Raw genomic sequence first — 14,314 nt, 5'->3', positions numbered from 1 at the left:
TGAAATGACGCAGCCAACGCAGCTGCGGCCTGAAGTATGAAGGGGAATTACATGGCTTTGGCCAGCTTGGCCGGACTCACCTGCCACGCCAGCTTGCCTTCACAGGCGTCGGCATCAAACTCCACGCAGGCAATGGCGGAGGTGGCGAACATCGGTGGCGCTTCCTGCGGGCAGAGTTCAGATACCAGATAACCGACCAGCGGCAGATGCGAAATCACCAGCACCGCGTGCGCACCCTGCACCGCCAGCGCCTGTAAATGGCAGGCGACCATGCCCGGATCGCCGCCTGGCGTCAGTTCTGGCAGCACTTCCTGCCCTTCCGGCAGTTTCAGCGCTTCACGTACCGTGGCGAGCGTTTGCCCGGCGCGCAGATAAGGGCTGACCAGCACCTTATCGATTCCCGGCGTCTGACCATTCAGCCAGCTCGCCATCTGACGTGATTCGTCGCAGCCACACAGGGTGAGAGGACGAACCGCATCACTCGCTGCTTCCAGAGCTGCGTCGCCGTGACGCATGATAAAAACTTGCATAAAGCACCGCTGTTGTTTGTCGATATCGCCGGGTACCACAGCACCAGACGCTTCATTCTGCGAATGAACGCTGTGTTTTACCCCAATGGCTTGAGTATAGTCAACCGGTTGTTTATTAAATAAGCATATCTCAGAATGGTGCCGCGCCAGGCACTGCGCGGCCCCGATTCTAACCCGCTGAATCCGTGCGGCTATTCATGAATGTGCAGAAGTGTAAAAATTCGTTTTCCCTTCTGACATTGCCACTAACGCGTCACAGGGCGTAAAACGCTCGCCGTATTGCTGCATTAATGTACGTAATGTATTGACGATCTCGCCCGCACCACGCTGGTCAATATAGCGGAACGGCCCACCGAGAAACGGCGGAAACCCGATGCCAAACACTGCCGCGATGTCGCCGTCGCGGGCGCTGCGGATCACCGCTTCGTCGAGACAACGCACCGCCTCGTTGAGCATCAGCATCACGCAGCGCATGGCGATCTGCTGCTCGCTCTGTTTCGCCTGGGGTTGCAGCTGCAGCAGGCGGTACAGGCTGGCATCGGCCCGACGCTTACGCGGCCAGCGCGTGCGCTGATAATCATAAAAACCTTTCTGGTTTTTGCGCCCTTTGCGATCGTCGGCCAGGATAGCGCTCACCGCCTGCGGCGCGCTGAAGCGTGAACCGTAGGCCTGTTCAAGAATCGGGCTGATTTTGCTGCCGACATCAATACCGACTTCATCCAGCAGCTGCAGCGGGCCGACCGGGAAACCAAATTTCACCAGTGCGCTATCAATGTGTTCAATGGGCTCGCCCTCCAGCAGACAGCGCATGGCTTCATTTATATAGGGCGCGAGAATGCGGTTAACATAAAAGCCGGGACGGTCGGCGACCACCACGGCGGTTTTACCCTGACGACGCGCCAGCTCCACCGTGGTGGCCAGCGTCTGTGCTGAAGTGCCGCTATGCGGAATCACCTCGACCAGCGGCATCTTGTCTACCGGACTGAAGAAGTGCAGGCCGATAACATTCTCCGGGCGCTGCGCGCCGGCGGCGATCTGCGCAATCGGCAGCGAGGAGGTGTTAGACGCAAAGATAGTGTGCGGCTGACAGTGTTCTTCAATCTCGGCCACCATTTGCTGCTTCAGCGCCAGATCCTCAAACACCGCTTCGATCACCAGATCGCGCTGGCGGAAGCCCTGATAATCGGTGCCGCCGCTGATGCGCGCCATCTGCTGCTGGCGTTCCGCCGGCTTGAGCTGGCGCCGTTTTACCTTTTTGCTCAGCAAATCCCAGCTGTACTGCAGCGCGTGGTTAACGCCGTTCAGGTTGATATCGCGGATTCGCACCGGCAGACCGGCTTTCAGCGCGGTGACGCTGGCAATCCCACCGCCCATCAGCCCGCCGCCCAGCACGCCAATCTGCTGCAGCGGGCGCGGCGGCGCATCCGCCATCGGCTCTTTCTTCAGGGCGGTGGACGCAAAAAACAGGCTGCGCAGCGCGGCCGACTGCGCGGTCATCGCCAGTTCACCAAACGCACGCGCTTCCGCGGCGTGACCGGCGGCGCTGCCCTGCTCCAGCCCGATGCGCACCACCTGCAAAATGCGGTCGGTGGCCGGATAGTTACCGTGGGTTTTACCGTCGGTCTGGCGTTTGGCCAGCGTAAACAGCAGCGGACGCGCCAGCGGCCCCTGCAGCAGGCGATCGCGGCGCGACAGGCTGCGTGCGGCGTGCTTTCCTTTATGGACACGTGCCACGGCGGTTGCCAGCAGAATCGCCTGCGGCACCGCATCATCCACCAGGCCAAGCTTTAGCGCCTGCTTAGCGCGCAGCTGTTTGCCGCTGAGGATCAGTGGCAGCGCCTGCTGCACACCAATCAGACGCGGCAACCGCTGGGTACCGCCGGAACCGGGCAACAGGCCGAGCTGCACCTCCGGCAGGCCAAGACGGGTTTTCTCATCCAGCGAGCAGATGCGCGCATCGCAGGCCAGCGCCAGCTCCAGCCCGCCGCCAAGACAGGCTCCATGAATGGCGGCGACCACCGGGAACGGCAGCGCGGCGATCTCCGCCATCACTTCCTGTCCCTGCCGCGCCAGCGCTTCAGCCTGCTGCGCCGTTTCACAACTGGCGATCATGCTGATGTCCGCACCGGCGACGAAGTTGTCGCGTTTGCCCGAAATCAGCACGATGCCCGCCAGCTGCGCATTGCTGCGCGCCTCTGCCAGCACCGCGCGGATTTGCGGCACAAACTCCGCTTTCAGGGTGTTCATCTTTTCGCCCGGCACATCAATGGTGATCACCGCAACGTGATCCGGACGCATCTGTAAATGGAATGCAGATTCGCTCATTATTCGGCCTCCAGAACCATCGCGCTGCCTAATCCGCCAGCGGCACAGGCGGTTACCAGCCCTAAGCCGCCGCCGCGCCGCCGCAGCTCATGCAGCGTTTGCGTGATCATGCGCGCGCCGGTGGCGGCGAACGGATGACCGTAGGCGATGGAACCGCCCAGCACGTTGAAACGCGTCTCGTCGACTTCGCCCAGCGCGCGATCGCGCTTCAGCACCTCGCGCGCAAAGCGTTCATCGTTAAACAGCCTGAGGTTGGCCAGCGTCTGCGCGGCAAAGGCTTCATGCATGTCGATCAGCGTCAGATCGCCGAGGGTAATGCCGGCGCGATCCAGCGCCAGCGGTGATGAGTAAGCCGGTCCGAGCAACATGTCCTGCCAGACATCAATCGCGGCAAACGCATAGCTGCGCAGGTAACCGAGCGGTGTAATGCCCAGCTCACGCGCGCGCCCTTCACGCATCAGAATCAGCGCCGCCGCGCCATCGGTCAGCGGCGTGCTGTTGGCCGCGGTGACCGAGCCGTGGCGACGGTCAAACGCCGGACGCAGCTTTGCATAATCCGCCGCACTGGCGTTAAAGCGAATGTTGTTGTCCTGCTCAATCGGTGCTTTCCACGGCGGCACAAACGCCGGCATCACTTCCTGCGCCAGCACGCCGGATTGCCAGGCCTGTGCCGCACGCTGGTGCGAGCGCAGCGCCAGTGCGTCCTGCTGCTCACGCGTAATACCGTGCGTTTTGGCCATCTGCTCGGCGGTGTCGCCCATGCGTAAACCGGTGGAGTATTCCGCCACGGCCGGCGGCACCGGCAACAGATCGCGTGGGCGCAGGCGGCGTAAGATGTGTAATTTTTTGCTCAGGGTGCGGGCTTTGTTGAGATCAACCAGCGCGCGCGCCAGCGTTTTGCTGACGCCAATCGGCAGCACCGAGGAGGAGTCAGCGCCACCGGCAATACCTGCATCGATGGTCCCGGCCATCAGGCTTTCCGCCACGTTGGCCACCGCCTGAAAGCTGGTGGCGCAGGCGCGGCTCACGCTGTAGGCATCGGTGTGCACGCTCAGTCCGCTGCTCAGCACGATTTCACGCGCGATATTGGGGGCTTCCGGCATCTGCACCACCTGGCCGAACACCAGCTGATCGATCACCTCCACCGGCAATTCGCTGCGCGCCATTAATTCGCTGACCACCATGCGCCCCAGCTCCAGCGCCGGAATGCCGTGAAAGTCGCTTGCCTGGCGGGCAAACGGGGTGCGTAATCCGTGGGTAATGGCGATACGTTCGCCCTGACGCGTCAGCAGCGGCTGCGCTTTGCTCATTGCACTCACCTGTAATTTACGACCTGAGCATCATTGCCCAACAGGTCTGACCTGATCATCAGTGTTAACCAGGTGTTGCTAAGTCGCCAATAACAGAAGAAAAAAAGTGCGAGGAGTAACACGAAAAAGAGGCAACGCTGCCGAAAAAGCGGGTCGGCAGCGGCGGGATTAGCGTAAGCCGAGCTGGAAAATCAGGGTTTCGGCCTGGCAGGCAAAGGTGAAATCGACGTCCAGGCGCACGCCGTCTGCTTCGTTGGTAAAGCGCGAATGAATCTCGCACGGATCGGACTCGACCTGCCGCGCTTTGGCGCTCAGCTCGGCCAGCATTGCTTCTGCCGCCTGACGGTCAGCGAACACGCCTGACCAGCTGGCGCTGCAATCGGTATTGTCCATCACGGTGCCCACGTCAACGCAGCAGCAGGCTGCCGTTTCGTTCGCACTACAGTTTCTAATGGCATCAGTCATGTTTTTCTCCTGACGATAAATCAACACTATCGGATCATTTTCTGCTGCAAAGTGTACGCCGGATGCCACGTCGCGGCTATCTTCCGCCCGCTAAGTGACGAATATCACACTAAAATTTGATCCAAAACAAATTTGACTCGCTATGCTGGAGCAGAACCGCAAGGATTTTGTTAAGCAGATCTGATTTTATCGATCAAAGCAGAAATATTTTAAAAACAATATTGCAACAAATACACAGGTCGGACCTATACTCGTCGCACTGGTCTGATATGTGTCTGTATCGTCAGTCCCTACAATCCGCCGTCCTTTGTTACGCGACGTAACTACGTTTAATAATAATTTAGATGAGGTTGTGGTCATGAACCATAAGAACCTGTTTGCAAAGTCAGCTGTGGCAGCTGCAGTGGCGCTCGTCTCTTCTCACGTCTACGCCGCAGGCTTTCAACTTAACGAATTCTCAGCAATCGGCCTGGGCCGCGCCTATTCCGGTGAAGGCGCCATGGGTGATACCGCCGCCTCTGCCAGCCGTAACCCAGCCACCATGGCCCTGATGGACCGCCCTTCTTTCTCCATCGGTGCCGTCTATATCGACCCGGAAGTGGATATCAGCGGTAACAGCCCGACCGGCAACAGCCTAAACGCCAGCAATATTGCGCCAAACCAGTGGATCCCGAACATCCATTATGTGCATCCGATTAACGATCAGTGGTGGATTGGCGCCTCGGCCACCTCGAACTACGGTCTGGCCACCGAATTTAATAACGGCTACACCGCGGGCGGCTTCGGTGGCAAAACCGATCTGATGACCGGCAACTTCAACCTCAGCACCGCTTATCGGTTAAATGATAACTTCAGCTTCGGCGTCGGCTTTGACGCGGTGTACGCCAAAGCGAAAATTGAGCGCTACGCCGGTGAAGCCGGTGCCCGCGCCGGTCTGCCGGCCGATACCCAGGTCGCGCACCTGAAAGGTGACGAATGGGGCTACGGCTGGAACGCCGGTATCCTGTATGAAGTGGATAAAAACAACCGCTTCGGCTTCACCTATCGTTCCAAAGTGAAGATCGACTTCGACGGCGACTATAAGAGCAATATCCCGCGCGCCTTCAACGGCACGCCGCAGGCGATTGCGCTGGGTCTGCCGTATGGCACCAGCGGCGCCACCATTCCGGGTTCGCTGACGCTGAACCTGCCGGAAATGTGGGAAGTGTCCGGCTGGCATAAAGTGGCGCCACAGTGGGCGGTGCACTACAGCCTCGCCTATACCAGCTGGAGCCAGTTCCAGGAGCTGAAAGCCACCGGCAGCAACGGCCAGACGCTGTTCTATAAAGATGAAGGCTACCGTGATGCATATCGCATCGCGTTAGGTACCACTTACAACTACGACGATAACTGGACGTTCCGTACCGGTATCGCGTTTGATGACAGCCCGGTGCCGGCGGATAAACGTTCCATCTCGATTCCGGATCAGGATCGCCTGTGGCTGAGCGCCGGTGCATCTTACGCCTTCACGCCGGACGCGTCGGTTGATGTCGGGGTTTCCTATATGCACGGTCAGCACGTGACGGTGCAAGAAGGTCCTTATACCTTTAATTCCGAAGGTAAGGCCTGGCTGTACGGCGCTAACTTTAACTACAAGTTCTGATAATCAGTGCAGCGGCCCATGCGGGTCGCCAGCTGAAAACAAAACGGCGACCTGTTGGTCGCCGTTGTCATTTATTGAGAGTCGATATCTTTTAAATCGTCCTGAATCGCGCTGGCGTTCGGATTCTCCTCCGGCTTCAGCTTGCCGCCGCTGGCGAGGAAATCGTTACGCTGGAAATAGGCGTTGCGGATAAAGGCGTACGGATCCTGCTGCTGTCTGAGCAGGCCGTCGGAATCAAGCAGCTGCGCGCGCGTTTCCACCCCTTCCAGCGTCCATTTACCGATCGACATCGGCCAGGTAAGCCAGCTCAGCACCGGATAAAGCGTATCGACGTAGTCGCCGCCATCCTGACGCACGGTAAAGCTGCCGTAACCTGGCAGCACCACGTACGGACCGTAGCCAACGCCATAACGGCCCAGCGTGCTGCCAAAGTGGTGCGGCACTTCACGCGCCAGCTGGGGATTGGCTTTACCGGCGACGTCGATGAAACCGCCAAGGCCGAGCACGGTATTCAGGAAGAAACGGGTAAAGTGAATGCCCGCCTGACGCGGCTCGCCGACCAGAATCGAGTTCACCATGCTGGCCGGTTCATCAAGGTTACCGAGAAAGTTGCTCAGCCCGGTACGGGCCGGCACCGGCACGTAATCACGCCAGGCAACCGCCACCGGGCGCACCACATAGGGATCCAGCACGTTGTAGTTGAAGTTAAACATCGTGCGGTTGAACCCTTCGAGCGGATCGCTGCGCTGCGCAGGCGTCGTCTCGTCGGCCGGTTTGGAACTGGCACATCCCACCAGCAGTAAACTGGCCAGCGCCAGGCCGGTCAGGCGATTATTCATTCTTCTCTCCCTGTGCAGATAAAAGGTGTATCGCTTCAGGGCTGCTGCTGATTGACCTCAACAGCCATCGGCTGGTGACCATCCCAGGGGGTGACCGCGCTTAAACCAAACCAGTCGCCGGACTGCGGATTAGCACTACCATCGCGCGAAATGCGCACCCTGACCTGCACCTGATGCTGCGCCGAAAGCAGGCGATCCGGCATCATGGCGTTGCTGTCATCCAGCGTAAGCGATAGCGGGAAGTGGCTGAGCGGTAAACGCTTTACAGCCACAGGCACCGGTGAAACACCGTCAGACACAGAAATATACAACACTCCGCCCGGCGGTAACATTTTTTCTGCCTCTGGCGTTAAGCTCACCGTCAATGCCAGCTGGCTATTTTGCTGTCCCGCGTCGGTTTTCGCTTGTTCAATGCTGCGCTCTATCATGGTAATGCGTCGATCGCCGGCCGGCAGCAGCTTCAGCATCACCTGCCAAGCGCCAATCGCTTCGCCATACTGCTGCTGCTCAAAGGCATTGAACGCCAGCAGACTGAGGGTGCGCACGTTGCTGTGGTCGCGCTTCAGCAGGTCTTTCAGCAGCATATTGGCCTGGCGGTTATCCTGCGGATCGCTGGAGCGCGTCAGCACTTCGGCATAATCCTGCTGCAGTTCAAGGTTGTCCGGCGCCAGCTGCAAAGCGTGCTCAAAGGCCTGGCTGGCATCGGTGGCGTTGTTCAGCACCATGCCGAGGCGACCCAGCATCGCCCAGTCATTGAGGTTTTGCGGATCATTTTGTAGCGAGGTGCGCAGGCCGAGCTGCAGACGCGCCAGCTCTTCCATGGTCAGCGGCTGCGCATTGGGATCCATCACCCGCGCGCGCAGCGCCGGGTACTCCTGCTGCACGCTCTGCCAGCCCGCCAGCTGGGCGAGGCCACCGGTTTTCAGATAGACGCCCACCGACACCAGCACCAGCACGATCACGCCCGGCAGCAGTACCCAGCGGCTGCTGTGATGCGCGCGTGCCGCCGCGTCGCCCGGCACGTCGGTCAGCAGCGTTTGCTGCAGTTCGCGCACCATCTCCGGACGTTCACTGACCACGCCCTCGGCTTCATCATGCTCCAGCTCGCGCAGGCGCTGCTGATAAAAATCGGTATTGAGACGATCGCGATCGCCGCTGCTGGCCTGACGCTGCCGCCAGCCGGCACCGACAAACAGCGCCGTCGCCGCCGCCAGTAAAATAATCAGGGTAATCCAGAATCCAGTCATTACGGCTTCCCGTCACGCTTCAGAATCGCCGCAAGGCGCTGTTGTTCATCGTCATCCAGCTCGCTGCGCGCGTTGCCGCGTCGGCTGCGCAGAATAATAATCAGCCCGCCGAGCACCACAAACAGTGCCGGTCCGACCCACAGAATCAGCGTCGACGGCGTCACCGGCGGTTCATAAGTGACGAAGTTGCCATAACGCGCCACCATGTAATCAATGATCTGCTGGCGGCTCTGGCCCTGCTTCATTAGCTCATACACTTTCAGCCGCATGTCGGCGGCAATCATCGCGTTGGAGTCGGCAATACTGTTGTTCTGGCACTTCGGACAGCGCAGCGATGCGGTGAGCTCACGATACTGCTCCTCCTGCTGGACCGAATCGAACTGATAAGTATCGATCGCGGCCCACAGGCTGGTGCTCAGCAGCAGACCCGCGAGCAGCATAAGCAGCTGTTTCATACGCCGGCCTCCCTGCTGTATTTCTGCCACAGCGGCTTCACCTCTTCATTCCACACCCGGTCGTTCATGTCGCCGGCGTGGCGGTAGCGAATAATGCCGTGGCCATCAATCAGAAAGGTCTCCGGCGCGCCGTAGACGCCGAGATCCAGACCGAGCATGCCGTCGCCGTCATACAGGCTCAGCGCATACGGATTGCCGAGCGTGTTAAGCCAGGTGACGGCTTTGCTGCGATCGTCTTTGTAATTGAGGCCAACCACGCGAATGCCCTGCTCCGCCAGCGTGTTGAGATATTGATGCTCGGCGCGGCAGGTCGGGCACCAGGTGGCCCAGACATTCAGCAGCAGCGGTTTGCCATCGGTCAGCACCTGCTGGTTATAGATTTTACCCGGCTGATCCAGCGCTTCGAGTTTAAACACCGGCACCGGTTTACCGATCAGCGCCGATTCGAGGCGCGTAGGATCGTCACCGCTGGCGTTGCGCGTCAGCTGCCACAGCAGCGCCGCCGCCAGCAGCAGAAACAGGACTAAAGGAATAAACAGGATCTTTTTATTCATGCCAGTTCCTCGCGCTGTGCTTTTTTGCGCGACCGATAGCGGGGATCGAGCAGGCACAGCAGGCCGCCCACCGCCATAAACACGCCACCGAACCAGATCCAGCGCACAAAGGGTTTGTAATAAATACGCACCGCCCAGGAACCGTCATCCAGCTCTTCGCCCAGCGCCGCGTAGAGATCGCGCGTGAAGCCGCCGCTGATCGCCGCTTCCGTCATCATGGTGCGCGCTGCGGTATAGAAGCGCTTCTCTGCATGCAGCACCGCTTCTGGCTTACCGTTGCGTGTGACATCGATAATCGCCACGCCGCCGCTGTAGTTGGGGCCCTGCAGATTGTGCACGTCGCGGAAAATAAAGTGATAGTTGTGGATATCCACGCTGTCGCCGGCCTTCATGCGCACGTCACGCTCAACGCTGTATTGGGTGCTGAAGGCAATGCCCACCACCGTCACCGCCACGCCAAGATGGCCCAGCACCATGCCCCAGTGGCTGCGCGACAGATGGCGCAATCCCGCCAGGAAACGGTGCCGGTGGGTAGCGCGTTCGTGCAGCTCCATCAGCGTCAGCAGGATCACCCAGATGGCCATCAGCAGGCCAATCACCGTCATCGCTTCGATGCGATCCTGCAACAGCCACGGCAGCACGATCGACAGGATCAGCGTCACCAGCAGACCGACGCCGAGCCGCTTCCACAGCTTTTGCGGCTCATCGCGGCGCCAGCGCACCAGCGGCCCGATGCCGAGCATCAGCGCGAACGGTGCCATCAGCCAGGTGAACATGGTATTGAAGAACGGCTCGCCAACCGAAATGCTGCCCAGCCCGAGCTGTTTATGCACCAGCGGCAGCAGCGTACCGAGCAGCACCACCAGCATTGCGGCAATCAGCAGCACGTTGTTGCCGAGCAGGAAGGATTCGCGCGACCAGGCTTCGCTCTGCACGCGGCTGCGTACCTGGTCCCCTTTCAGGGCGTACAGCAGCAGCGAACTGCCGATGACAATCACCAGGAAGGCGAGGATAAACATACCGCGCGCCGGATCGGAGGCGAACGAGTGCACCGACACCAGCACGCCGGAACGCACCAGGAAGGTGCCCAGCAGACTTAATGAGAACGCGGTAATCGCCAGCAGCACCGTCCACGACTTAAAGCTGCCGCGTTTTTCTGTCACCGCCAATGAGTGCATCAGCGCAGTACCGGCCAGCCACGGCATAAAGGACGCGTTTTCGACCGGATCCCAGAACCACCAGCCGCCCCAGCCGAGTTCGTAATACGCCCACGCGGAACCGAGCACGATACCAATAGTCAGAAATACCCATGCCGCAGTGGTCCACGGACGTGACCAGCGCGCCCAGGCAGTATCCAGCCGGCCCGCCATCAGCGACGCGATGGCAAAGGCAAACGCCACCGAGAAGCCAACATAGCCCATATAGAGCAGCGGCGGATGGAAGATCAGCCCGATATCCTGCAGCATCGGGTTGAGGTCGCGCCCATCAATCGGGAAGTTCGGCAGCGTGCGGGTAAACGGATTCGAGGTGAGGATGATGAACAACAGGAAGCCGAGGTTGATCATCCCCATCACCGCCAGCACGCGCGCCAGCGCATCCTGCGGCATGCCGCGGCTGAAAATCGCCACCGCTAATGTCCAGGTGCTGAGCAGCAGCACCCACAGCAGCAGCGATCCTTCATGCGCGCCCCAGGTGGCGGCGATGCGGTAATACACCGGCAGCAGCGAATTAGAGTTGGTGGCAACGTAGCCGACGGTAAAATCATTGACCACAAACGCGTGCACCAGCACGAGGAACGCGGCAGCGATGCACAGGAACATGCCCCAGGTGAGCGGACGCGCCAGCGCCATCAGCCGGCCATCCTGACGCGCCGCGCCCCACAGCGGATAAATGCTTAATAACAGCGCTAAGCCCAGCGCCAGACACAGCAGAAAGCTGCCAATTTCCGGCATCATGATTGCGTACCCGCCTGCTGATAGGCCGCTGCCGGTCCGTTATGATTCTTCTTCATTGCGTCCTGAATTTCCGGCGGCGTGTACTTCTCATCGTGCTTCGCCAGCACCTCTTTGGCGTTGACCAGGTTGCCGTCTTCCAGCACGCCCTGCGCCACCACGCCCTGCCCTTCGCGGAACAGATCCGGCAGAATGCCTTCGTAGCTGACGCTGACCACGCCGTTGGCATCATACAGTTTGAACGACACCGCCAGCGTTTTCGGATCGCGTTTGACGCTACCGGGCATCACCATGCCGCCGACGCGCAGGCGCTGTCCGGCCTCCGGCTTCTGGTGATCCTCACCTTTGCCGTACAGAATTTCACTCGGGGTGTAGAACAGGTCGATGTTGGAACGCAGCGCGTACATCACCAGCGACGTGGCAAGGCCTAAGCCCACCAGCACCGCCACCACCACATACAGGCGGTTACGACGACGGATATTCACACGGACTCTCCTGCTGCTTCACTGGCAGCTTGTTTAGCTTTTGCCGCGCGGATGCGGCGCTCGCGGGACTGACGCTGGCGAATCTCTGCCAGCAGGCGGCGACGGAACAACACGGTGTGCAGCACCAGACCGATCAGCGGAATCAGCGTAAAACACACGGCCAGCCAGACGTAAAAGGCATAGCCGCCCATGGCGAAAAACTCGCTCCACGATGAGAAGGCAGGCGTCATGCTTTGCGTCCTCCCTGCGCCACGTCAATCGCCCACGGGCGGTGACGCTCGGTAAACAGAATCAGGTTGCGCAGACGCATCAGGGTGAGCGCACCAAACACCAGCAGATAGCCGAGAATCGACCAGCGCAGCGGCGTGCGCATGCTGGGATCGATCGCCTGTTGCAGAATGCCCGACGAGCCCTGATGCAGCGTGTTCCACCACTGCACAGAGAAGTGAATAATCGGCAGGTTAACTACGCCGACCAGAATCAGGATGCCGGCCGCGCGTCCGGCGGTGCGGCGATCGTCGAAAGAGTGATAGAGCGCAATCACGCCCATATAGAGGAACAGCAGCACCAGTTCAGAAGTCAGACGCGCGTCCCAAATCCACCAGGTGCCCCACATCGGCTTGCCCCACGCCGAGCCGGTCACCAGTGCGATAAAGGTAAACACCGCACCAATCGGCGCCATCGCGGCAGCCGCCAGATCGGCCATTTTCATCTGCCACACCAGGCCGATGAAGGCGGCGATGGCCATCGAGGCATAGACGCCCATCGACCACATCGCCGCCGGCACGTGAATGTACATGATGCGGAAGCTGTTGCCCTGCTGATAATCCGCCGGCGCAAAGCCGAATCCCCAAATCCAGCCGAGCAGCAACGCACCGACGCCCAGGATTGCGAACCAGGGAATCAAGCGACCGCATAGCTGGTAAAGCCGCTCAGGCTTTGCCCACTGGTGTAACCATTTCCACATTGACATTGCTCACACTAAACAAGAATTCGGATGGCGACCTCTCTGCCGGAGGCCCGCCTTAATGCAGACTGATGCGCAGCGCGGCAGCGGTCGCAAACGGCGACAGCGTGGCGCTGACCGCCAGCATGGCGCCGAGGATCGCCAGATAACCGCCGATCGGTAACCCCTGACCGGCCGCATCAATCGCCGCGCTGGCAAAAATCAGTACCGGTATCGACAGCGGCAACACCAGTAAACTCAGCAATACGCCGCCGCGCCGCAGCCCGACGGTCAGGCCGGTGCCAATCGCACCGAGAAAACTCAGGGTTGGCGTGCCGATCAGCAGCGTCAGCGCCATTGCCCGCCAGCCAGCAAAATCCAGCGACAGCAGCAACGCCGCCAGCGGTGAGAGTAAAATCAGCGGCAGCCCGGTAATCAGCCAGTGCGCAATCACTTTGCCCAGCACGGTGATTGGCAGCGGCGTCGGCAGCAACAGCAGCTGCTCCAGCGATCCATCAAGAAAGTCGTCGCGAAACAGCCGCTCCAGCGCCAGCAGCGATGCCAGCAGCGCGGCTACCCAGGCGACGCCAGGCGCGATGCGCGCCAGCTGCTGCGGCTCAGGGCCAATGCCTAACGGGAACAGCGTAATCACAATCAGAAAAAACCACAGCGGATTAACCACTTCCGCGCCGCTGCGAAAGGCAATCTTTAACTCACGCTGAATAACCCGGCCAAGCATCACGCCCACTCCGATGTAAGACGAATTTTGCGCACGCGCGCATGGCTGTCCGGCAGATCCTGATGGGTCGTCAGAATCACCACGCCACCGTTATCGGCATGATCGGCGAAGCGCGCCATTAATTTTTCCACGCCGTGTTTGTCGATGGCGGTCAGCGGCTCATCCAGAATCCACACCGGAGCCGGGCTGAGCCACAGTCGCGCCAGCGCCACGCGCCGCTGCTGCCCGGCAGAAAGCTGAGCCACCGGCACCTCTTCATAGCCCAGCAGATTGACCTGCTCCAGCGCGTCATACAGCGTGTCTTGGCTGCGATCGCCGTGCCAGAAATGCAGATTCTCCCGCGGCGACAGCACCGATTTCACGCCCGGATGATGGCCGAGATACAACAGGTTTTGCTGCCATATTTCGCGCTGCCGGCGAATAGACTGCTGTTGCCAGCGTACTTCGCCCTGCTCTGGCCGGCTTAACCCGGCCAGCAGTCGCAACAGTGAAGTTTTGCCTGCGCCGTTAGGCCCTTCGATTTGCACCACATCGCCCGCCTGCACCTGAAAACTCAGTCCGTGGAACAGGGTTCGCTCATCGCGAACGCAGGCGAGATTAATCACTTCGAGCATAGAAGGGAGATTCATAGCAATAAATGAGGCGGGAATAATACCACACTCAAACCAGGGGCCGAAGTCTGTGCGCAAGCTCCCCCTTCCCCCAAATGGGGTATTCATGCGCATCAGATCAAGAAAGTGCTCAAAAAACCACCTTTGCTAATCTCTTGTTACTCTTAATTTGAATCTTTGTAACATTTCGCCCTTGCTAAAAGCGTCTACGCTT

15 protein-coding genes are annotated in these 14,314 nt (G+C 59.8%); 1 reads left to right on the top strand and 14 read right to left on the bottom strand.

Annotation, left to right across the window (positions count from 1 at the left end):
• Positions 1–47: 47 nt before the first annotated feature.
• The 4 genes from sixA to K7H94_RS05990 form a co-directional block, all read right to left on the bottom strand.
• Complete coding sequence (gene sixA, locus K7H94_RS06005) at positions 48–530, bottom strand: phosphohistidine phosphatase SixA (RefSeq protein ID WP_021509155.1); 483 nt, start codon at positions 528–530, stop codon at positions 48–50.
• Between the two features lie 195 nt (positions 531–725).
• Positions 726–2,855: a fatty acid oxidation complex subunit alpha FadJ gene (fadJ, locus tag K7H94_RS06000; RefSeq protein WP_058758408.1), complete on the bottom strand. Its 2,130-nt coding sequence runs from the start codon at positions 2,853–2,855 to the stop codon at positions 726–728.
• Positions 2,855–4,165, bottom strand: coding sequence for an acetyl-CoA C-acyltransferase FadI (gene fadI, locus K7H94_RS05995; protein WP_222951799.1), 1,311 nt, complete (start codon positions 4,163–4,165; stop codon positions 2,855–2,857). Before fadI ends, fadJ begins: the two co-directional genes overlap by 1 nt.
• Before the next feature lie 168 nt (positions 4,166–4,333).
• Positions 4,334–4,630 (bottom strand): YfcZ/YiiS family protein, encoded by a 297-nt coding sequence (locus tag K7H94_RS05990; RefSeq protein WP_185749257.1) that lies wholly within the window; start codon positions 4,628–4,630, stop codon positions 4,334–4,336.
• A gap of 358 nt (positions 4,631–4,988) precedes the next feature.
• Here K7H94_RS05990 and fadL point away from each other — a divergent pair, with 358 nt between their 5' ends.
• Positions 4,989–6,272, top strand: a complete 1,284-nt coding sequence (gene fadL, locus K7H94_RS05985) for a long-chain fatty acid transporter FadL (RefSeq protein ID WP_222951798.1) — start codon at positions 4,989–4,991, stop codon at positions 6,270–6,272.
• Positions 6,273–6,343: 71 nt separating this feature from the next.
• Here fadL and mlaA read toward each other — a convergent pair whose 3' ends face one another.
• From mlaA to ccmA, 10 genes are read right to left on the bottom strand one after another with little or no spacing between them, the layout of a single operon-like run.
• Entirely contained in the window at positions 6,344–7,111 is a 768-nt protein-coding gene (gene mlaA, locus K7H94_RS05980) for a phospholipid-binding lipoprotein MlaA (protein ID WP_021509150.1), read from the bottom strand.
• A 35-nt stretch (positions 7,112–7,146) separates the two neighbouring features.
• The gene (gene ccmI / locus K7H94_RS05975; RefSeq protein ID WP_058769878.1) at positions 7,147–8,358 is read right to left on the bottom strand and encodes a c-type cytochrome biogenesis protein CcmI; all 1,212 of its coding nucleotides are present in this window, start codon (positions 8,356–8,358) and stop codon (positions 7,147–7,149) included.
• A complete protein-coding gene (locus K7H94_RS05970) occupies positions 8,358–8,813 on the bottom strand; it encodes a cytochrome c-type biogenesis protein (RefSeq protein ID WP_021509148.1) in 456 nt (151 codons plus the stop codon). Before K7H94_RS05970 ends, ccmI begins: the two co-directional genes overlap by 1 nt.
• Positions 8,810–9,367 carry a DsbE family thiol:disulfide interchange protein gene (locus tag K7H94_RS05965; protein ID WP_058782039.1) on the bottom strand — a complete coding sequence of 186 codons (558 nt, stop codon included), beginning with the start codon at positions 9,365–9,367 and terminating at the stop codon, positions 8,810–8,812. The genes K7H94_RS05970 and K7H94_RS05965 overlap by 4 nt, the downstream gene beginning before the upstream one ends.
• Positions 9,364–11,322, bottom strand: coding sequence for a heme lyase CcmF/NrfE family subunit (locus K7H94_RS05960; protein ID WP_222951797.1), 1,959 nt, complete (start codon positions 11,320–11,322; stop codon positions 9,364–9,366). The genes K7H94_RS05965 and K7H94_RS05960 overlap by 4 nt, the downstream gene beginning before the upstream one ends.
• Complete coding sequence (gene ccmE, locus K7H94_RS05955) at positions 11,319–11,804, bottom strand: cytochrome c maturation protein CcmE (protein ID WP_021509145.1); 486 nt, start codon at positions 11,802–11,804, stop codon at positions 11,319–11,321. Before ccmE ends, K7H94_RS05960 begins: the two co-directional genes overlap by 4 nt.
• Entirely contained in the window at positions 11,801–12,034 is a 234-nt protein-coding gene (gene ccmD / locus K7H94_RS05950; protein ID WP_031280028.1) for a heme exporter protein CcmD, read from the bottom strand. The genes ccmE and ccmD overlap by 4 nt, the downstream gene beginning before the upstream one ends.
• Positions 12,031–12,771 carry a heme ABC transporter permease gene (locus tag K7H94_RS05945; RefSeq protein WP_058769875.1) on the bottom strand — a complete coding sequence of 247 codons (741 nt, stop codon included), beginning with the start codon at positions 12,769–12,771 and terminating at the stop codon, positions 12,031–12,033. The genes ccmD and K7H94_RS05945 overlap by 4 nt, the downstream gene beginning before the upstream one ends.
• A gap of 58 nt (positions 12,772–12,829) precedes the next feature.
• Positions 12,830–13,489, bottom strand: a complete 660-nt coding sequence (gene ccmB, locus K7H94_RS05940) for a heme exporter protein CcmB (protein WP_058758454.1) — start codon at positions 13,487–13,489, stop codon at positions 12,830–12,832.
• The gene (gene ccmA, locus K7H94_RS05935; RefSeq protein WP_150058713.1) at positions 13,489–14,103 is read right to left on the bottom strand and encodes a cytochrome c biogenesis heme-transporting ATPase CcmA; all 615 of its coding nucleotides are present in this window, start codon (positions 14,101–14,103) and stop codon (positions 13,489–13,491) included. Before ccmA ends, ccmB begins: the two co-directional genes overlap by 1 nt.
• Between the last annotated feature and the right edge of the window lie 211 nt (positions 14,104–14,314).

Source organism: Pantoea dispersa (assembly GCF_019890955.1).
Classification (GTDB): Bacteria; Pseudomonadota; Gammaproteobacteria; order Enterobacterales; family Enterobacteriaceae; genus Pantoea; species Pantoea dispersa.
Note: the sequence above shows the minus strand (reverse complement) of the source record. Positions and strands in the feature narration are given on the sequence as shown.